Source organism: Microbulbifer variabilis, assembly GCF_052468405.1.
The window spans coordinates 1,650,288-1,671,727 of record NZ_CP174343.1; the positions used below are offsets into that span (position 1 = coordinate 1,650,288).

Here is a 21,440-nt window from a genome sequence, read left to right on the forward strand (position 1 = left end):
ATTGGACGGAGTTTTAACCCCATGACGGCTATGGAACTGATCGACGAATTACAAGGGCTTGGGGTGGAACTATGGACCGAGTCTGAACAACTGCGCTTTCGCGCAGCTAAAGGCCTGCTGACGGAGCAGCACAAGCAGAGGCTGCGGGAACACAAGTTACAAATTATCGAAATACTGAGCGCGGCTCAAACAGCCGCTGGCAACGACCAGGATCTGGGAGTGGTGGTTGAGGCCGATAGAGAAAATCGGCATGAACCATTCCCTTTAAGCGATGTGCAGACCGCCTACCTGTTGGGTCGACAAAATGCATTTGGCTACGGCGGTGTTGCTTGTCACGGTTACCTGGAGCTGGAATACCCGGGATTAAATCCAAAAGGTTTACAGGAAGCCTGGAACCAACTCATTGAACGTCACCCGATGTTGCGGGCGGTTATCGAGCAGGAGGGATACCAGCGGGTTCTCCCCCAAGTGCCGCACTACGAAATGAAAAGCCAGGACCTCACCGGTTTGGACGAGGAGGTTCTGGAGCTTGCCTTGGAATCGGTGAGAGATGAACTGGGCCACCGCAACTACACCATTGGTGAGTGGCCCATGTTCGAGCTGCGCCATAGCCGCACAGATAAAGGCCATATAGTGCATTTCTCTATGGATGCACTGATCGCGGACTGGGCCAGTGCGGGCATTTTATTTAATGAGCTCGATCTTCTGCTGTCTCACCCCGGCGCAGCCCTGCCACCACTGGAGATTGATTTTCGCGATTATCTCCTGGCCGAACGAAGTCTATTGGACAGCCAGGGCTACCAAAACGATCGCCGCTATTGGTTGGACCGCCTCGATCAACTGCCGACAGCACCTGAGCTACCGGTATTGCCGCCAGCCTCAGAAGTGGAATCTGTGCGCTTTAATCGCCATCACTACCGCCTGGATATTACCCATTGGCAGAAACTGAAGCAGCGAGCTGGTGCTGCTGGACTGACCGCATCAGTTGCCGTACTGGCTGCCTACGCCGCGGTATTGCAGCGTTGGAGTCGTCAGCCACGCTTCAGCCTGAGTCTTACTTTATTGAATCGATTGCCCTTACACCCTCAGGTTAATCAGCTGATCGGGGATTTTACTTCGGTCAGTGTATTGGCGATTGGTGATTCCACAGGAAAGTCCTTTCGCGATTGGGCGGCCAGTATCGGCGAGCAGCTGTTCAGTGATATTGATCACCGCTTGTTCTCCGGTGTGGAAGTGCTGCGGGAAATGTCCCGAGCGCGAGGACCCGAGGCCGCATTGATGCCGGTGGTATTTACCAGTGCTATTGGCCTGGGTGATACCGAAAAACCTGATAGCGGTAGAAAGTCCGGCAGGGGAATCACCCAGACACCGCAAGTCACCCTGGATTGCCAGGTGAGAGATGATGCCGATGGCCTGGAAATTAACTGGGACGTGCGCCAGGGCGTTTTCCCATCGGGCCTGGTAGAGGATATGTTCGCGGCCTTTACCGGCTTGTTGAATGAGCTTGCCGCTGGTGGCGATGGACAATGGCTTAGCAAATCTCCAGTCTCCTTACCCGAGTGGCAGCAACAGGAGAGGCATCAGGTCAATCAAACCGATGGACCAGTTCCCTCAGACTTATTGCATCAGGGCGTATTTGCCCAGGCAGCGGCAACGCCGGAAGCTACTGCCATTATTGATAGCAATGGCAGTGTGAGTTATGGCGACCTGGCAAAAAAAGCGGCGGGTATCGCCAAATCGCTGAGCAAAGAAGGTTTCCAGCTGGGTGGCCGCGTGGCCATTGCAATGCCGAAAGGGCGAGAGCAGATAGCGGCGACCCTCGGTGTGCTCCTGGCTGGTGGTATCTATTTGCCACTGGACGTGGCACAACCGGAAATACGGCTCAATAAATTGTTGCTCAGTGCAGAGGCGGAATACGTCCTGACACTCAGCGACCTCGCCAGCCAAATTAAGTGGCCATCAGAAGTGCAGGTGATCAGTGTAGATACCCTGGCACCTGAAACCGAGATTCCGGTAGCCAGTAATGGCGACCCGGAGCAGCTGGCTTATGTAATTTACACCTCCGGCTCTACCGGCGAGCCCAAGGGTGTGATGATTAATCATCGGGCCGCGTTAAATACGGTGATGGATATTAATCGCCGCTTCGACGTGAGCCCGGGCGATCGTATTTTGGGTTTGGCCCAACTCAGTTTTGATTTATCGGTCTACGATATTTTTGGCCCCTTAGCGGCCGGTGCGATTTTGGTGTTGCCCGATCCGGCCCGTGGTGCAGACCCGTCACACTGGGCGGAGGTCATGGATGAGTACCGGGTGACATTGTGGAACTCTGTCCCCGCACAGCTGCAAATGCTGGCCACCTATCTGGATACAGAGCCTCGGCCGCTGTCTGAATGGCGATTAGCAATGCTATCGGGAGATTGGATTCCGGTTACTTTACCGGAACATATCAGGCGCCATGTGCCCGCACTCGACCTGATCGGCATGGGTGGGGCTACAGAAGCTGCAATCTGGTCCAACTACCACCGTATTGAGCGAGTCGATCCCGCCTGGAGCAGTATTCCCTATGGCGTGCCGCTGACGAACCAGGGTTTCAGGGTGCTGGATAGCCAGTTGCGCGATGCCCCTGTGTGGGTGGCGGGCGAGCTGATGATTACTGGCCTGGGGTTGGCCGATGGTTACCTCGGTGATGCGACCCTCTCTGAACAGAAATTCTTCTTTCACCCGACGGATGGCCAGCGCCTTTACCGCACCGGCGATTTGGGCCGCTATTTGCCCGGTGGTGAACTCGAATTCCTGGGCCGTGAAGACGGGCAGGTAAAAATTCGCGGACACCGTATCGAACTGGGAGAAGTGGAGTCTGCATTATTGGTCCACCCCGCAGTATCAACAGCAGCGGCGGTAATTGAGAGGAAAGAGGGCGACTCGAGAGCGGATTTAAATCTGTTGGGCTTTGTGGAAAGTCGCCGCTTGGATGATGCCGAGCCGGCGGTTATCGATCCCGAGCTGGTAAATTCAGTGCGTCAGTTTGCGCACTACCAGGCCGGTGAGCCGGAAGCTGTCAGTGTCGGCGACTATGTGCAGGCACTTGAAGAAGCGGCCCTGTTGTCGATGCTTCATGGTTTGATGGGCCTGGGAGCATTCACAGATTGCGAGCAGGGATACAGTGCAGAAGAAATTATTTCACTAGCGGAAGTCCACGAAAAGCATCACTGGCTGGTGCGTCGTTGGTTGGACCTTCTCGTTCAGGCAAAGCTGCTCAGTTTATCCACTATCAGCGCCGCTGCTGAGGAAAAATATACGCGTACCCGGGCAGTCGACATCTCTGCTGTTGATAAAGCGTGGAAGCGCGTTGAACAGGGAATTGAAAGTGGTTTTTGTAATCGGGAATTCCTGCAATATCATCGGGATCATGTCGAGTTATTACCCCAGTTACTAGCGAATCAACAAAATCCGTTTGAATTATTGTTCCCCCAAGGCGACCAGCAGGTGGCCTTGTCCCTTTATCGGGAAGATCTTATCGCCCGCTATAACAATGCCGCCGTTGCCGCATTAATTAACCGCATTGCCGCCCAGAGCGATAGAGGGTTAACGGTTCTTGAGTTGGGTGCTGGCACAGGGGCTACCAGTGCGTCGGTTATCCCCATGTTGGATGGATATGACGTTGACTATCTATTTACCGACATGACCGCATTTTTCCTGACTGAGGCTCGCCGTCAATTTAAAGAGTGGCCTTGGGTGCGTTTCGGGTTAATGGATCTCAATACAGACTATCGCGCCCAGGGTTTGGCACCCAATAGTGCAGATGTCATTTTATGTGCCGGGATGCTCAACAGTACCCGAGATCCAGAGGCGGCAACTGCCCGTGCTGTCGAATTGCTGGCGCCCGGAGGCTGGTTAATCCTGACTGAGCCAACGGTGGATCACGCCCATATCCTGCTCACCCAGGGTTTTATGATGGACCCTGCTGGTGATGATCGCGCTTGTGGGGCGACCAAGTTCCTGTCTATCGAAAAATGGCAATCGCTGCTAAAAGCCCATGGTGCTGGCCAAGTGCTCTGCCTGCCGGAAGATGAGCATCCTTTGTCTGCTTTTGGTATGAACTTATTGGCCGCGCAGATGAAAACTGATCGGCAATATTTAAGTGCCGGGAAACTGCGGGACTTCTTAGCGAATAGATTGCCCGCGCATATGGTGCCTGCCCATTTACAAGTTCTCGACCAGCTGCCGCTCACCGCCAATGGCAAAGTCGATCGCAAAATGCTCGCCGGTTGGCGCCCTGCGACTGGCGATGCACAAGAGGCTGCCCACTCAGAGCAGATGGACCCTGTGGAAACGGCTCTCTGCAAGCTCTGGGCTAATGCACTGGGTCTCGATAATGTGGGTCGGCAGGACAGCTTTTTCGATCTCGGTGGTGACTCGCTGATTATGGCGCGGGTTGCAGGGCGCTTGTTGGAAGAGATTCCCGAGGCAAAATCGTTCACTTACGACGCCTTGTTGCGCCACATGCTCAATGGACCGACGGTTGCGGCATTGGCCAGAGCACTGAGAGTTGAGCCGGGTGCCGTTGCCGAGGAACAGGCAGACACTGATAGCGAAAACCTGGTTGCAACTACCCGCGAGGGCAGCAACTCCTTGATGGTTTCTTTCAGTCGTAAGGGCCAGGGTAAAGAGGCATCCAAAGAAGGGGCGCCGGTGCGGATTATGTTCCATGCGGCCCTGGGTACCCTGGATTATTTCCAGCACTTGGGCAAAGCGCTTGCGGCCCAGGATCTGGGCCCGGTCATCGGAATTGCCGTCGCCAATACAGAAACGTATCTGTCCATTGATGCCAAAGAGTTAATCGAGCGCACCGCTGATGATTACGCCCAAAGAATCATCGACGAGGGCTATCAGCGTTGCCAGTTAATTGGCTACTGCCTGGGCGGCCTGCTGGCAACGGAAGTTTCGCGCAGACTGCTGGAGCGCGGTGTCGATGTGATTGACCTGAGCCTGATCGACAGTATCCCAATGTTTGTCGATACCGATGAAGAGCTGGCTTTCGAAGCGATTTTTGCCCCCAACCTGAATCTCGACCCGGTAAAAGCGGTATTTGGTGAGCATATCGAGAGCGAAGATATTTCCCGCGCGATCGAGACCTTAATGCAGAAACACAACGGTCGTGTTCCTGCCGGTGCAATGGCAGAACTCGATGGTGATGCCGGGCTTAAAGCGGTAGCGGAAGCCGTGCGGCAACGCTCTCAACTCACCCAGGAACAGCGCCTTGCCGGTTATACCGAGATGGCCTCTGCCCAGGCGGGTGTGCCGGTTGAAGCCGCGATGATACCGGGGCTTTTCCGGGTGTGCCGACACAGTATGCGCGCTGCCTGTTTTGATCTGCCTCCCTATATTGGCGATATGACCTACTTGCGCTGCCAGGAAGAGCAATCCTTCGGTGTCACCGCCGGCGTAGGCCATATGGCTGCGCCTTATTGGCAGGATGTTTGTCTGGGTGATTTTGAATTAATTGATGTGCCGGGCAATCACTTCAGCGTGATGGAGCCGCCGCAGGTTGCCACGGTAGTTGAGCACTTGGCAAAACCATTACAGCGCGGTAAAGCGGGCAAATAAATGGCTGAGTACATTTCGCCAAAGTCCAACCTGCGGGAACTGATGCGTCCATTTCGTGGCCTCGTGTGGCTGGGGGTGGCGCTCGGTGCCTGTGGTGCGCTCACTTCTTTGATCCCTTTTATCGGTATCGTTGAGCTGGCTCGCCTGTTCCTGGCGCCCGATATCAGTGATATTGCCGAGGCGATTATTCCCGTTGTCTTCGCGATAGTTGCCGGGCTGGCGATGGGTTGGATCTGCACCGTGATCGGTTTGTGGTTTACCCATATTGCCGACCAGCGTATGCAGGCGGAATTGCGACGGGCCCTGGTGCGAAAATTGGGACAGGTGCCCCTGGGTTGGTACAGAGAACACACCTCCGGCGCGGTGCGCAAAGCGGTGCAAGACGACCTCGATGATCTTCACCATATGGTTGCGCACCACCAGGTGGAGTTGGCTGCAGCGTTTGTACTGCCACTGGCGGGCCTGGGTTATTTAACCTGGCTCGACTGGCGCTTGGCCCTGTTGGCAGTACTTACCCTGCCAGTTTATCTGCTGTCCTACGCCTGGATGATGCGCGGTTTTGGGGAAAAAATGCAGCAGCTGGATAGGGACTTTGCTCGGGTCAGTGCTGCGATTGTCGAATTTGTTCACGGTATTGCGGTGGTCAAGGTTTTCTCACAAACCGGCCGCGCCCACAGAAATTACCAACAGGCCGTCGAGGATTTCAGTCGCCGTTACACGGGCTGGGTGACACCGCTTGTCCGTTTGGAGGCTGTTACCTCTTTGGCCTTATCTGTGCCAGTCATTATGTTGGTGAGTTTGTCTGGGGGCGCCTGGCTGGTGGTGAATACAGGCATTCAGCCGATTGATGTTCTCGCAACAACGCTGATCGCCGTGATGATTCCCCAGACCATTCTCACCTTGAGCCAGGGACTGACCGCTCAGCAAAAAGCCAAAGCGGCCGCAGGCAGGATCGATCAATTATTGGAGGTTGCGCCCCTGGCTGTTACCTCTGAACCCAAAGAGCCCAAAGATGCAGGGCTGCTCTTTAAGCAGGTCAGCTTTGCCTATACCCAGGATCGGCCGGTATTAAGCGATATTACTTTGCGCTGTCGCCCCGGTTCGATCACAGCTTTGGTGGGGAGTTCCGGTGCCGGGAAATCCACCCTGGCCAAGCTGGTGCCCCGTTTTTATGACGTGACCCAAGGTGCTGTGCTCCTGGGGGACGTCGATATCCGTGATATTGCTCCAGACAATTTATATCGACATGTGGGTTTTGTACTTCAGGAGACCCAGCTGTTGGCAGGTACCGTAGCAGATAACCTGCGTCTTGGACGACCGGATGCCAGTGACCAGGAGCTGATTGAAGCTGCGCGCAGTGCCTGCATTCATGAGCGAATTTTGCAGTTCACCCAGGGATACCAGGCGGTATTTGGCAAGGATGCCTTTTTTTCTGGTGGTGAAGCTCAGCGTTTAAGTATTGCACGCACGCTTTTAGCAGATGCCCCTGTGCTGATTCTGGATGAAGCCACGGCTCATGCTGATCCGGAATCTGAAGCCCTGGTTCAGCAGGCATTATCGCGTTTGGTGAGGAATCGTACGGTACTGGTGATAGCCCATAAGCTGCACACGATTACCGATGTGGATCAGATTGCGGTCCTGGACGGCGGCCGCTTGGTTGAATGTGGAAGTCACCGGCAATTGTTGGCTGAGGGCAAGCACTACGCGGAATTATGGCGTTTGTACAACAGTGCCGAACAGAATGAAAAAGCAATGAGTGGTGAGGCTCAGGTTATTAGTGGAGTCTCATCATGATTCGCAGCTTGCTCGCCATTCTCGGACCTGTGCATCGCCGTGAAGTTGGCATTTATGCAGTATGGCTTCTCGCCTATGGGGTTTTGCAGGGAATTGCGGTGACACTTCTGGTGCCTCTGCTCAGTGTACTGTTGGCCTCTGAGATGGAGGCGGTTGGGTTCTGGCTGATTGCCCTGTTTTCAGTTGTCGCATTTGCCTGTGTTGCCCGTTACCAGCAGACCGTTAAAGGGGCTGCGCTGGCCATCCTGGTGTTGAAAACCCTGCACAATCGGTTGGGTGAACACCTCTCTCAACTTCCCCTGGGTTGGTTCAATCCCGAAAAAGTGGGTCGTTTATCCCGTAGCGCAACTGGGGGAACCTTGATGGTGACCAACGTCTTTGCGCATCTGTTACCCCCTGTTGTCAGCGGTGTTGTCACTCCATTGACAGTGGGGGTGGCAATGTTGTGGTTTGACTGGCGCTTGGGGCTGACCGCTTTGTTGTTCGTGCCCTTGATTTATATCGGCCACCGCTGGTCCGCCCAGTGGATAGGCGCCATGGAAACGGAAGTGGATGCTGCCGGTGCCCGCGCCAGTAACCGGGTAGTGGAGTTTGCCCGCAATCAAGCGGTACTCAGGTCTTTTGGCAAAAATGTCAGCGGTTATCCCCCACTGGAAGAGGCGATTGCCGGGCAAAGCAGAGCCGCTGGTTCCATGTTACGGCAGACCTTCCCCCGTTTGTTTGCAGGGGGATTAATGGTGCAACTCGCCTTTGCCGCAATTATTGCCGTGGGCATTTGGCTCACGCTCAATCAACAACTTCCCCCTATCGAATTGGTGGCTTTGCTAGCTTTGGCGGCCCGATTTACCGGTCCTCTGGCGGAACTCGCCGGGCGCAGTGGTCTGCTGCGCATGGCCGGTAATGATTTACACAGACTGGCCGCTATCTTTTTTGAGCAGCCATTACCTGAGCCATCTACATCACAGCCTTTTACTGCACATGGAGGACTGGTTGAGTTTTCAAATGTGAAATTCAGTTACGAGCCGGGACAATCAGTATTGAGGGATCTTTCCTTTAAGGTTTCTCCGGGCACCACCACAGCAATTGTCGGTGCTTCAGGCTCTGGAAAAACCACCGTCACCCGTTTGTTGCTGCGTTTCTTCGATACCGATCAGGGCCAGGTAAAAGTGGGCGGGGTGGATGTGCGACAACTGCGCACAGAAGACCTGATGCGGCAGATCTCTATCGTTATGCAGGATGTGTATCTGTTCAGCGACACCCTGGAAGCGAATATTCGTTTGAGCTGTCCCGAAGCCAGTGAGGAAGAGCTGGAGCGTGTGGCGAAACTGGCTGGAGTAGATGAGATTATCGAGCGTTTGCCGCAGGGGTGGCTGACCCAGGTAGGTGAGGGGGGCGCTGCACTTTCCGGTGGCGAACGCCAGCGGGTTTCTATCGCCCGTGCCCTATTAAAGGCTGCACCAATCGTTGTGCTGGATGAAGCGACAGCGGCGCTGGACCCACGCAATGAAAAATACCTGAACAGGTCCTTGAGGCAGTTACAACAGGGTTCCACTCTTATTGTTATCGCCCATCAATTGTCCACCGTGATGAATGCGGACCAAATTATCGTGCTTGATGCAGGTGCTGTGGCTGAGACTGGAAATCACTGTGAATTGTTATCAAAGCAAGGCCTTTATGCACATTTTTGGTACCAGCGTAGCCGGGCAACTGGCTGGAGCCTGGTTGAGCCCGATAAGGAGTTGAGCCTATGACAATTGCAATTTTAGGTGGTTATGGCGATGTGGGCGCAGCTGTTACGGGTTATTTACAGTCCCTGGAATTGGGCCCTTTGCATATCGGTGGTCGCAATGCACATAAACAGCCGCTATCAAGTAATTCAACAATTTCATATAAGACCGTGGACTACCTGGATGCAGCCTCTCTGGATCAGTTTGTATCTGGCTGTAAGGTTCTGATTAATTGCGCAGGACCTTCACATTTAATTGGCGACAGGGTTGCCAAGGCTGCAGCACAAGTGGGAGCAGCCTATATCGATGTTGCTGGCGATGAGGCTCTTTATGAGCAGCTCGATTCATCCTATTACCAGAGCCGTGGATTGATCGCAGTCTTATCTGCTGGCCTACAGCCGGGGCTGAGCAGCTTGCTACCGCGTTGGCTGGCGGAGCAGGAATTTTCACAAGTAGAGAAGCTGACCAGTTATTTCGGCCTGCGCGACCGGTTTACCGATGTCGCTGCCGATGATTATTTGCAAGGCGCCAACGAACAGCACAGCAAGCCCTTGGCGGCCTGGCGTAATGGTCGCCGTTTGAACGGTGTACTGAAACGCCGCTCCGATGTGGAGCTGCCTTTTTTCCCAGACACAGCCTCTGTACTCCCTTATTTAAATAGCGAAAGTGAGCGCTTGGCCAGGGGCTTATCCCTCTCTGAAGGCGATTGGTATAACGCGATTACCGGTTCTCATATTTTGTCGGCCTTTAATAGAGCCCATGGTTTGAGCCGCGATGAAGCGCGGGCAGCACTGTGTCGGGCCAGTGCTCTGGATCTGGCGGGGCGCCACCCTTACGTGGTCATGCTTTTGCAGCTTACCGGTAAATACAACGGGCAAGAGCGCACTCGCACGGCGGTGTTGCGGGGCACTGGCAATGCCGATCTAACAGCAGCGGTAGCCGCAGTTACCACTTTGGCTGTACTTCGCGATGAAATCCCAGCGGGTTGTCATTACTGCGCCCAAATATTGCCACCGGCGTCAGCGATGGAACGCATGTCGGAGATTGGGGCATTCAGTTTTTTAACCACCCTGGAAACAAGTATTGAAAATATGGAGTGCCTTGAGGAGGGAGCCATTTGAAAAACCTAACACCTCCAACTGTCAATACCGCCCATGAGGCTGGGCTGGCAGCTCTACCCGCTGAGCTGACGGTAGACAGTGGTTTGGCACAACTGCCTGCTGCAATGCAGAGGCTGGAATTCATCAGCCTGCAGGCGATTATGGAGTTGCTTTCTTCCAGCGGCGCGTTGACCGCCGAAAATGCCGGGCGCAGCAGTGACGAAATTATTAATACGCTGGATGCCGCCTGCCGACACCACTGGTTGGTTCGCCGTTGGCTGGTGGCCTTAGTTGAGCGAGAGTTTTTGAAGCTCAGTAATGGCTACTACTCCTGGGAGCAAATTCCCGAGAGTGCAGCTGGGGCAGATAAATTACCGGAGGCCTACGATGCGTTGGGATTTCCCCCCGAAATGGCTCAGTCTCACCAAAAGCTTTTGGCACATTTGGCTGAACTGATTCGTGATGAAGCCTCCATTAATCAACTGCTGTTCGAGAATGGAGAAATACTAACCGCATTGGCCGCCTACCAGAACAACTGGTTTACGACTTATCTCAATTATGCGGCGGCAAGCATTGTAAAACAGGCTGTTAAACCCGGCCCTATGTTAAGAGTGCTCGAATTAGGCGGTGGAGCGGGTCTAACCACTGCTGCAATTTTAGATACTCTGGCTGGCAGGCCGATTAATTATCGTTTTACGGATATATCGCCTCTATTCACCACCGCTGCCCAAAAGAAATTCCGCAATCACATCGGTTTGCGTTGCAGCCTGCTCGATATCAATGCGGATTTCATTGCGCAGTCAATCCCAGCAGCCGGCACCGACATTGTTGTGGCTGGCAATGTTTTGCACAACGCCGCTCATATTGGTCAGACACTACAGTGTATTCGTCGTTCTCTGGTCACTGGTGGCTGGCTGTTGTTTAGCGAATCCACTCGGGAAAACCATGCCATGTTAACGGCAATGCAGTTTCTTCTTTCCCCCGCAGAATCGGAGTCGTTGCTGGGGAGTGAAGACCGGAGAGGAGGAACCGACCAGGTGTTTATCGACAACACAGCATGGCAGGAAGAACTGGTTGTGGCCGGCTTTGAAGTTAAGTGCTTCTTACCTTCATCGACATCGCCATTATCGGTCGCGGGTCAGACTCTATTTTTTGCAAAAGCTGTTTAAGGGGCTGTGATGAAAATCGAGGTAATAACAGCAGAAATCTTAAGTGGGTTAGAGCAGTTGGGGGGAGCACCGGCATTATCCTTTGATGGCCATAAGTGGAGTGGTAACCAGGTACTGGCCTGGACAAAAGCTGTGGCAGAAAACCTGAGTGAGCAGCTGGATATTTTGCAAGGTAAAGCACTGCTGTTACCTGCCAATAGTTGCGAAGAAGCAGTTCGACTGCTTTTGCACTTGGTGGCGCTAAGGTTGGGGATCGGGTTTGAAACTGAAGCCCCGACTAATGCAGAGGGTAAGCCCCTGGCAATTAAAGTACAAACCCCAGATTTATTGGGAGTCGTTCAAGAAGAACTTTCCCTGTTGTTAACAGACAAGGGGATGATAGAGGCTGACACCGCTGAAGCAAATTTCACACTGTATAAATCCCAACAAGAGTCGCTAAGGGCTCTTCAGGGCAGGGTAGGGGTATTTTCCCCTCTCAATAAATTTGCCCGATTTGCCATTTTTGCGGCATGGAGTTGTGGGCTTGCTGTCTACTTGCAGTCGCCTGAAATCAATCCCGCAAAAGCACTGGTTATTTTGGAGCGCTCGGGGTGTAGCGGAGTAATACTGCTGGCAACCTTATTAAAGGGGTTGGTAGCACATCCCGCAATTGCCCTGACAAACCTGAAAAATCTGCAATGTCTGCTCTATGAAACTGAAGTATTGCTGCCACAACCCCTGTTGCAGAATGCTCGGCGCCTATTAGCCAGTGAGATAGCAGGTTGGGTCTGTAGCGAGACGAGTATAGAACCTGTTGCAAAGGCGGAGCAGGCGTTAACCCAAAAGCTTGAGGCCATTACTGAGAGCGTTGCGACACACCCCGCCGTCGCCAACTCTTTCACTGTGCCCTTAACCGGGGGCGACCGCTGGGCTGTGTTTGCACAAGCTAAGGTACAGGAGAAGATACGGGACAAGCCTGGCATGCCCGATATGGCTGGGTTATTTGAAGGAATTAATACCGAGCTGGATACAGAATTTGCCCATATTGACTTGGAACATGCGGTAAAGGTTACCGAACAGCTTAACGCTACCGCTTTGCTATCTATGCTGAATGCCTTTAGTCACCTGGGACTGTTTTGTGAGCAGCACTCAGTACACAGTTTGGCAGAGATACTCGAAACCCCACCGGTTGCCCAACAGCACCAAGCCTTGATTAAACGTTGGATCAGGGTTTTGCAAGAGCAACAGTTACTTAGTGCTGACGGTGACAGCTGGCGTGTCGAGGTTGATTCAGATAGCTACAGTGATACCTCTCTTGCCCAGGCCTGGGATCAATTGGAACAGGATTGGCGAGCACTCTCTGGAGCTAGCAAAACGATCGATTACGCCCGCGCTAATGCGGAGCAATTACCAGATCTGATTCGAGGCAAAGTCCAGGCTGTGCACCTGCTGTTCCCCCGTGGTAGCACTGAGTTGGCGAGTGCGCTTTACCGGGAGGGTATAGCTGCCAGGTATCAACAGCATGCAGTCAGTGCTTTATTGAAGTCCATTTTAAATAGCTGGGAAGAGCAGCCACAGCCCCTGAAAATTTTAGAGGTTGGTGCAGGCACTGGCGCGACAACCCAGGCTCTCTTACCCGTGTTGGACGATGCCAGTGACCATATTCAGTTTGATTACCAGTTCACGGATATATCTTCGGCTTTTCTCGATAGCTTTTTTGCGCAACATGGTGATCAGGAGCAACGCCCCTGGTTACACCGTGATTTGTTTGATATTGACCGTCCGTTGCGCAGCCAGGGATTTTCTCCAAATAGCTTCGACGTAATTATTGCCGGTGGTGTTTTTAATGCCGCCCATAACACAGATGCCTCACTGCGAAGAGTGGCTGAGTTATTGCGCCCGGGAGGTTGGTTCATTATGACCGAGCCAACCAGTGAGGAGTTCTGGGTGATGGCATCACAGGCGTTTATGTTGGTGGATGCCGTCGACGAACGTACGGATTCCGGTGCAACATTTCTGTCACTTTCCCAGTGGCACAATGCCCTGGAGGCTGCCGGATTAGAGTTGGCTATGGATTTGCCTGTATCTGAACACCCCCTATCCAGGCAGGGACATCGCTTCTTTGCCTGTAGAGCCAAGCAACATCAAATGCGACTGTCAGCAGATTGCCTGGCCGAATATATCGATCATTTTGATTCAGAAATTTATATCCAGGTTTTGGACCAATTGCCTTTGACTCTTGAGGGGCAGATAGATAAGGACCAATTAGAGAAATGGGCCGTGTCCATGGCTGAAAACCGAGGAGAGTCAAATGGGAATTGATAACCGCAAGCGAGTTGTCGTTGCAGGGACAGGCTTTGGCCGTATTTATCTCGAAGCCCTGACATCCACTAAATTACCCGGTCGGGATTATTTTGAATTGGCCGGTTTATTGGCTCGGGGTAGTGACTATTCTCGAAGTTGTGCCGAGCAATATGGAGTACCGCTCTATACCGAGGCAGAGCAGGTCCCCGATGATATCGATATTGTGTGTGTTGTTGTGCGTTCTGGTGCAACCGGGGGCGAGGGTTCTGAAATAGCACAATCGTTTCTTAAACGAGGCATTCATGTATTGCAGGAGCATCCGGTCCACACCAAGGAAATTACCGCCAACCTGCTAGCTGCAAAGCAGGGAAATGCGGCCTATGCCGTTAACACCCTCTACCCCAATTTGCGTCCTACCAGGCAGTTCCTGGCTGCGGCAGAATACTTGCGTCGGCATCAGCGCCTGGAAATGATCGATGCTATTTGCAACAGCCAGATGGCCTATCCGCTTTTGGATGTTATTGGTCGTGCAGTGGGAGGGCTTCGCCCCTGGTCTTTTAGCGAGCCGGTGCAACCAGAGGGCCATCCTTTTCAAAGTCTGTCGGCTACCTGTGGTGGTGTGCCCATGACTTTGCGTATTCAGAATCAGGTTCATCCACAGGACCCTGATAATCATTCCCTGCTACTACATCGGCTTGCTATAGGTGGCGAGGCTGGGGTTTTGACTTTGGCTGATACTCACGGCCCTGTGCTCTGGAATCCCAGGTTGCATTCACCAAGGGACCAAACCGGCCGGCTGATTTTAGAGGGCGAGGGTACAGAGCGGCTGGCCGTTCCCAGCATGGTTACCCTGGGCGATACGGAAATGCGTAGTTACCACGATATTTTTGCCCTCACTTGGCCGGAGGCGGTTATTGAGGCTCTGCATTCCCTTTGTACTGATATCGCACAACCCGAGAAGCGCAAGCAAAGTGGTCAATGGGCATTGAGTGTCTCAATGGCGTGGAGTGATTTAACGGCCCGAATCGGTATGCCGACTTTGATCCAGCCAGGGGAACCGGAGCCGGTATCAGTTCAGGCACTCGCGGATATTGTCGGTCAGGCTTGCGACTAGAGTTTTAAGAAAACACGAACAGCACAAAAAAAGTGATTACGGAATTTTTACTTATAAAACGGGGTTAGGAGGAGAGATGCAAAATCAATCAGGGTTGATCATCGAAGGGCTCTTTAAGACATATAAAAACGGGGTGAAGGCGTTAAACGGCGTCAACTTGGAAGTTGGCCCCGGCATGTACGGATTACTTGGGCCTAATGGTGCCGGGAAAAGTAGTTTGATGCGTACCTTGGCTACCCTGCAAACCCCGGACAGTGGTCGGATCATGCTGGATGGTGTGGATGTGCTGGCAAACCCGGACTTTATGCGCAGTAAACTGGGCTATTTGCCGCAACATATCGGCGCCTATCCTGGAATTGCAGCGCGGTCATTGCTGGAGCGTTTTGCCTGGCTCAAAGGCTTCACCGAAACAAGCGCAAGGCGCCATGAAGTGGATAGGCTATTGGAGCAGGTCAATTTGGCCGATGTAGCCGATCGAGCCGTATCAACCTATTCCGGCGGTATGCTGCGTCGTTTTGGTATTGCCATTGCATTGATTGGCGAGCCGCGCCTGATCATCGTTGACGAGCCAACCGCTGGCCTGGACCCGGCTGAACGCAATCGCTTTCACTGTGTTTTGGCGGATGTCGCGGCGGATGCCATTGTATTGCTCTCTACTCATATTGTTGAAGATATCGAAAACCTGTGCCAGCGCCTGGCCATATTGGCTTCTGGGCGTATTGTTGTTGAGGGTACAGCCCCAGAGGTAACAGACCCTCATATAGGCAAGATGTGGCAAGCACTGATTCCCCGTGGCGAATCACTTCCCGCATCCCTGCACAATATTGCCAGACCCGATGGTACCCAGGTAATCGTACACGGGGAAAAACCCGCAGACTCTCGTTTTACTGCCCACACGCCTCGCCTGGAAGATATTTATCATCTGGCTATTGAGCAGGTAAAAGACCAGCGGGAGGCTGCATGAACAAGCTGGCGCTTATTGCCCATGAGGCAAAGCTGGAGATAAGAGCTGGATTTAGCAGCGGCATCGTGGCTTTGGCCTTCTGGGGGCTGGTGATCTACCTGCTTCTGAATTTGGTCAATGCCGACTATATGCAGAAAATGGGGGCCACAGATATTCCCCGGAACTCACCGTCACTCATTTACCTGATGGGTGCGGGATGTATGTTCTTTCAGTTTTTTGCCTGGGCCTGGGTATTTTCACAACCGATTCTGCGCGATCGCAAAGCCAGTTTGCACGAAGTCATTTACACAACACCGAATTCCCTGAGCGTAATGCTTTGGGGGCGGTTTCTTGGCGCTGCGGTAATAGGAGCCATATTAAGTGCATCTGCGCTGGTAGGGTTTTTGGTCTCGCCGGTATTGGTGTGGATGGGCTTGCTGCCCGAAACAGCGATTGGCCCAGCGCCCTGGAAAGCCCTTGGATTTGCATGGATCTGGTTACAGATTCCCGCGAGCATCGGTATTGGCGCTCTGTATTTTGTCGCTACGCTGCGAACCCGCAGCCTGGCCGGTCCTTTTGGACTCGCAGCGGCTTTAATGATGTTGTGGATGTTTGCTGTGATCGTTCTTCGGGGTGGCAATATTAATCCGCAGCTGGCTGCGGTAATGGACCCCTCGCTATTTACTTTCGTTTATACGGAGGTTACTTCCTGGACTCCTCTGCAAAAATCAACCTCGCTACTGCCGTTTACTTTGGGTTCGGTACTGAATCGAATTCTATGGTGTCTTGTTCCTTTGCTTGCCTTGGCGGCTTGCCTGAAATACTTGCGAAGGGAAACACTGGTACTGGAAGGGGCTGCCAAACCTGCCCGGGCTAAGGCCGCTAAAAAGGCAGCCACTCGCAAGGTTAAAGATTTCTCTCCATCTAAGCCCGATACCGCATCGGTTGGCCGCTCCCTGCGTCAACTCATGCTGGAAGCCCGCTGGAGATTATTTCACGTATGGAGTAGTCGCGCTTGGTGGGTCGGTGTTGCGGTCCTGGTAATAATGGGGGTGGCTAGCTCGTTTACCCAGATCATCTGGCACGCTGAAGGGCCTATGGCACCGCGCTTGGAAATGCTATTGCCGCTTCTCAAGGATGTTATTTTCCTGGTTATTGCTTTTGTAATCGCCGCATTGACTGGCTTGGTGTGCCGCAGGGATCAAGTGCCTGGGTTTGACGACATGCTGTCTGCAACCCCCGCGCCCGACTACACACGATTATTTGGCGTTGCCCTTACCGTATTCGCCATGACGGTGCTGTTGGCCCTGTTGCCGGGTCTATCGGGCATTATTGCTGTGCTTCTCACCGCTCCGGCATCTGTCGATATCGTACAGGCGTTCACTTATCAATTGCTGATAGTGACAGCTCCTTTATTGGAGTTGTCGATGATGGTGCTTTTGGTGCATGCATTGTTCCGCCATGCGGGCTTTGCCTATTCCATGTCAATGTTTGTGACCTTTATTCTGGTCCTCAATCATGAGCTGGAGCTGGTGCATTACCCGCCCTATGAAGTGGGTATCACTGCTCATATTCAACTGTCAGCACTCAGTGGTTGGGAACCCTGGATCGGTTATTTATTGGCCTTGGACGGATTTAAAGTTGCGCTTGCCCTATTGATGATCGGCCTGGCTGCTCTTCTGATTCCCCGTGGACTGGATAGCCGCATGTCTCAAGGTTTTGCCTTGATACGTTCACGCCTTATGGCTCCTCAGGGTGCCCTGGTGGCTTGTTCTGCTTTATTTCTTCTCGGTCTCGGTTCTGTATTGGAAGATAAGCTGGTAGTGCAGGGCGGGTATCAATCACCAGAGCAACTCAAACAAGAAGATGCCCTCTGGGAATCTTACTGGCTGCCGAAAGCGAGTGGGTTTGGGGTGTCCGGTGGTGAACTGAATATCAATATCGACCCGGATAACCAAATACTAGAAGGTGAGTGGTTATTGCATAAAGTCTATGTCGAAGGGCAGGGCTTGCAGTTTGAATTACCCCACGGATTTGTATTGGTTAAGGCCTTAGTGGGCGGGCGTGAAGTCACACCGGATCAACGTTACGACCATATGTCGCTGCCAGTATCAGGCTGCTCTGATCAGAGTTGTAATATCAAACTGTTGTGGCAAATGAAGGCGCCGGGTTGGTCCGCAGAGGGAGAACCCTCAGGGCTGACTGCCAGTGGAGTCTGGTTACAAGCGAGCGATATTGTTCCGCGTATCGGTGTTGACCCCGAGCGTATTTTGCGGGTGCCAGCAGAGCGCGAAGCACTGAGTTTAAGCCGTGAGTTTACGCTGCCAACCGCACAGCTGGCCGCAACCCTTGAGGGCGCGGCCCCATCGGGGGACTGGCGCTGGCAGATCCAAATCCAAAGAGATAATAAAAATGTCTTTAGTGAGCAGGGCAGCACCCATGGCCCCTTGGATTTCTCCATTCAATGGGCACCCAATACGAAACTAGCGGTATTCGATGGGTTTGATATTTCCTATGATTCCGATCGCTCAAATATGGTTTCCGCCATTGCTAAAGACGTTGGCCAGATGCAGGCCTGTGTCAGCCAGCGGCTGGGTACTGATATCGAAATTAAACGGATTGCCCAATGGCCGAGAGGACTTGGAGAGACACGGGCCAGCGGTAATTTGCTGCAACTGTCCGAGGGGCCTCATTGGGATATCGCCGATGAAGGTACAGGGCGCTGGCTGCGACGGGTCGATATCGCCCGAGCCTTGGCCCGCCAGCATTTACTTGAAAGTTCGGACTTACGGCGTATTGCCGGCTCCGCGTGGCTCAGCGATGGAGTTTCTGGAGCGATTGGCCTGCTGTGTGTAGCGGAAATCGACGGCATCGAAGTGCTTGATGATGTGCTGGTTCGATACTCCGATAAGACGACTAGAGACTTGGCTGGAAGTGAGGTACCTGTTGAGCGCTTGAGCACCGCACCTATTTCCGGTTGGACTCGCTACTATGCGCCGGTGGCCGCACTGGAATGGACACTTCTGCAATCTCCAGAGTCCCTGTCCGCGTTACTCGATGACATCAAGCAGCAGAGAAATATTGAGAATGTACTGAGCGCTTATGTCGGTGCGTTACGGACACAAAATATGCTCGGGGCTCCTCTTTCATCAGCTCTGACGGTCGAGTACCTGGAGTCCGGTCAAATACGCTTGGACGGACAGCGTTGGCGCTGGGAGAAGGGTGGATGGCAACCGGTCGCACAAACTGCCAGCTACCGTTTGCTAGCCGATATCAATGAGTTAGATTCTGAGGTCATCAATGGAAAAACGCTGATCGAACGTCTGCCCTCAGAGAAAGTTCTAGCGCTGGATATCTGGCCTTCCTATCAGCGGGACCCTGCACAGAATTTACTGGCTGAGAGTTCTGAAGTATCGAATATCAATTAATAGCCTAAGTAATAGAAAGGAAATTTAATTTATGCTCAGCTTAAACCTAGATAAGAAAATACTTGCGAAACAAATTTCGCTAATATCGGCAAGTCTGCTATATGCTTCCGGAGCCTATTCTGCGGTTGAAAATACAGATAAGGAGAGTTCTTCCGACCGTGAGATGGAGGTCGTCGAAGTTACTGCTCGGCTTACTAAAGAGAGAGCCAAGGATGTTCCCTTCAGCCTAAGCGTTGTTGACGAAGAGGATTTGAAAAACCGATTGCTGCTCAATTTTGAAGATGCATTGCGCAGTGCACCTGGAGTAGATGTTTACTCTTCCAGTGGTGCGGTGGATGCAAATATCCGTATTCGCGGGGTTGGTTCACTGACTCAGGTAAATAAGGATGATGGCTCCGTTGTAGTGAACCTTGATGGCGTATCTATGCCTGCGGGAAATGTGTCACTTGGGACTCTGGATATCGAAAGATTGGAAATATTAAAGGGTCCTCAAGGGACCTTATTCGGGCGCAACAGTGAAGCTGGCGCTATTAATATTACCACTAACAAGCCAACCGAAGAGTTTGAAGCTTACGGACGTGTAGAGCTCGGAGAGGATAACCAGAGTTTATATCAAACTGTTATCAGCGGCCCATTCTCTGAATCACTCCGTGGCCGAGTAGCCATCCGACATATCAGTGAGGACCATTGGGTTGAGAATACGACTAACGGCGATCCAATGACTGAACCCAAAGACCTGGCTTTCAGAGGTAGTCTGGAATGGGATTTGGGTGCGAAAACATCAGCCTTATTTATTGCTGAGAAGCAACAACAGGAAGGCTTTCTGAACCTTCAGTTATTACAACCTTTCGGTGATGACCCTGGCAGTGAACACACACCAGGAGCTTTTGACGATAATGAAAAAACCGTTGAGCGATTTTCCACTGAAATCAATCACCAATGGGCTAATACTCAACTGACTTCTATCACTGCATTGGTCAACACGGATTTTAGTTACCTAACCGGTTTTGACCCGGAGACTATGACAGCTTTCTTTGGCTTCCCAATGGAGTATCTTCGCGGCGATAGCCAGGATGAGCAGACGATCAGCCAGGATTTACGCTTGTCCTCGCTATCTGATGCATCGACTTTCTGGGTGATTGGAATCAACTTACACGATACTGAGAGAAGCTTTGACTCTGTTAATCTGGTCTCTTACGCCAACCAATACCGGGATTATGAAACTGATAGCCAGGCTATTTATGGTGAGACCACGCTTCCTATAACTGAAGCCATTAAATTTACAGCAGGATTACGTTACACCCAAGAGAGTAAGGACTACGCCGGTGAATACGCCAGCTATGGTATGGATGGCAATTACTACATCTCGCAAGACCAGAGAGATTTGGATGATAACTATGCAACCGGGCGATTGGCTTTCAGCTACTCTCTGAGTGAGTCCACTAACCTATACACAATGGTCGCACGAGGCCATAAGTCCGGTGGCTTCAATGACTTTGCTACTCAATCAGCTGATAGCTTGGCATACCGGCCGGCAACAGTTGACAGCATTGAAGTCGGTATCAAGAGTGAAGCAGATAGTTTGAATGTAAGCGGTGCGATATTCTTTAACGTAGTGGAAGATGACCATTTGCTCGGTTTTGATCTTGTTACTGCTTCATCAGCTGCGGTGAATGCGGATACGGAGACCTTTGGTGCAGAGATTGAAGCCGATTGGTTTATTACTGAGAGATTTAGTATTGCCGGGGGCTTGAGCTTCCTTGATACAGAAATTACCAAAGATGTTTACGGCGTTTCCGGTGGTGATGTTATGGCGGGTAATGAAGTGCCCGATGTACCCAGCTGGAGTGCTAACCTGGCATTAAATTACTATCAGCCACTATCAGACTTTATGGGATTAAATGCTCCGGCTCTCAATACCAATTTGACTGTTCGCCACGTGGATGAGCGCCCGGCAGATGCGCAAAATCATTTTAACCTGGATGCTTACAGTAAGGTAGATTTACGTGTTGCACTGCAAACGGACTCTATGGAGCTCTACCTGTTTGCTGATAACCTGCTGGATGAGCAGTATCAGTTATATGGTTACACCAATGCGACATATGCGCCTGATGTCAGAATAGGGGCGCCGGCAAAAGGACGTCGTGCGGGAGTTGGGGTTCTATACCGTCTGTAATGAGGTTTCGACAGTTTAGTTAACGACTGTTTTATCTATCTTGATGGTGAGTGGATCAATCTCTGTAGAGATTGATCCACTAAATAGCTCAGAGGCTCC

General features: G+C 52.4%; 10 protein-coding genes. All 10 read left to right on the forward strand.

Annotated features, from left to right (window positions below):
- Positions 1–21 precede the first annotated feature (21 nt).
- The gene (locus ACJJJB_RS07715; RefSeq protein ID WP_444946864.1) at positions 22–5,607 is read left to right on the forward strand and encodes a non-ribosomal peptide synthetase; all 5,586 of its coding nucleotides are present in this window, start codon (positions 22–24) and stop codon (positions 5,605–5,607) included.
- Positions 5,608–7,401, forward strand: a complete 1,794-nt coding sequence (locus tag ACJJJB_RS07720) for an ABC transporter ATP-binding protein (RefSeq protein WP_444946863.1) — start codon at positions 5,608–5,610, stop codon at positions 7,399–7,401.
- Positions 7,398–9,152, forward strand: coding sequence for an ABC transporter ATP-binding protein (locus ACJJJB_RS07725; RefSeq protein WP_444946862.1), 1,755 nt, complete (start codon positions 7,398–7,400; stop codon positions 9,150–9,152). The genes ACJJJB_RS07720 and ACJJJB_RS07725 overlap by 4 nt, the downstream gene beginning before the upstream one ends.
- Positions 9,149–10,249 carry a saccharopine dehydrogenase NADP-binding domain-containing protein gene (locus tag ACJJJB_RS07730; protein WP_444946861.1) on the forward strand — a complete coding sequence of 367 codons (1,101 nt, stop codon included), beginning with the start codon at positions 9,149–9,151 and terminating at the stop codon, positions 10,247–10,249. The genes ACJJJB_RS07725 and ACJJJB_RS07730 overlap by 4 nt, the downstream gene beginning before the upstream one ends.
- Positions 10,246–11,397, forward strand: a complete 1,152-nt coding sequence (locus tag ACJJJB_RS07735) for a class I SAM-dependent methyltransferase (protein WP_444946860.1) — start codon at positions 10,246–10,248, stop codon at positions 11,395–11,397. The genes ACJJJB_RS07730 and ACJJJB_RS07735 overlap by 4 nt, the downstream gene beginning before the upstream one ends.
- 9 nt (positions 11,398–11,406) lie before the next feature.
- Positions 11,407–13,698, forward strand: a complete 2,292-nt coding sequence (locus tag ACJJJB_RS07740) for a class I SAM-dependent methyltransferase (RefSeq protein WP_445365996.1) — start codon at positions 11,407–11,409, stop codon at positions 13,696–13,698.
- On the forward strand, positions 13,688–14,794 hold the full coding sequence (locus ACJJJB_RS07745; RefSeq protein ID WP_444946858.1) for a Gfo/Idh/MocA family oxidoreductase: 1,107 nt from the start codon (positions 13,688–13,690) through the stop codon (positions 14,792–14,794). Before ACJJJB_RS07740 ends, ACJJJB_RS07745 begins: the two co-directional genes overlap by 11 nt.
- 76 nt (positions 14,795–14,870) lie before the next feature.
- Entirely contained in the window at positions 14,871–15,758 is an 888-nt protein-coding gene (locus tag ACJJJB_RS07750; RefSeq protein WP_444944300.1) for an ABC transporter ATP-binding protein, read from the forward strand.
- Positions 15,755–19,165 (forward strand): ABC transporter permease, encoded by a 3,411-nt coding sequence (locus ACJJJB_RS07755; protein WP_444946857.1) that lies wholly within the window; start codon positions 15,755–15,757, stop codon positions 19,163–19,165. The genes ACJJJB_RS07750 and ACJJJB_RS07755 overlap by 4 nt, the downstream gene beginning before the upstream one ends.
- A gap of 31 nt (positions 19,166–19,196) precedes the next feature.
- The gene (locus ACJJJB_RS07760; protein WP_444946856.1) at positions 19,197–21,341 is read left to right on the forward strand and encodes a TonB-dependent receptor; all 2,145 of its coding nucleotides are present in this window, start codon (positions 19,197–19,199) and stop codon (positions 21,339–21,341) included.
- Positions 21,342–21,440: the final 99 nt, after the last annotated feature.

Excerpts from the sequence above, each read along its gene's own strand:
- ACJJJB_RS07715 (WP_444946864.1), top strand. The coding sequence starts at position 22 with ATGACGGCTATGGAACTGATCGACGAATTACAAGGGCTTGGGGTGGAA.
- ACJJJB_RS07720 (WP_444946863.1), top strand. The coding sequence starts at position 5,608 with ATGGCTGAGTACATTTCGCCAAAGTCCAACCTGCGGGAACTGATGCGT.
- ACJJJB_RS07725 (WP_444946862.1), top strand. The coding sequence starts at position 7,398 with ATGATTCGCAGCTTGCTCGCCATTCTCGGACCTGTGCATCGCCGTGAA.
- ACJJJB_RS07730 (WP_444946861.1), top strand. The coding sequence starts at position 9,149 with ATGACAATTGCAATTTTAGGTGGTTATGGCGATGTGGGCGCAGCTGTT.
- ACJJJB_RS07740 (WP_445365996.1), top strand. The coding sequence starts at position 11,407 with ATGAAAATCGAGGTAATAACAGCAGAAATCTTAAGTGGGTTAGAGCAG.
- ACJJJB_RS07745 (WP_444946858.1), top strand. The coding sequence starts at position 13,688 with ATGGGAATTGATAACCGCAAGCGAGTTGTCGTTGCAGGGACAGGCTTT.
- ACJJJB_RS07750 (WP_444944300.1), top strand. The coding sequence starts at position 14,871 with ATGCAAAATCAATCAGGGTTGATCATCGAAGGGCTCTTTAAGACATAT.
- ACJJJB_RS07755 (WP_444946857.1), top strand. The coding sequence starts at position 15,755 with ATGAACAAGCTGGCGCTTATTGCCCATGAGGCAAAGCTGGAGATAAGA.
- ACJJJB_RS07760 (WP_444946856.1), top strand. The coding sequence starts at position 19,197 with ATGCTCAGCTTAAACCTAGATAAGAAAATACTTGCGAAACAAATTTCG.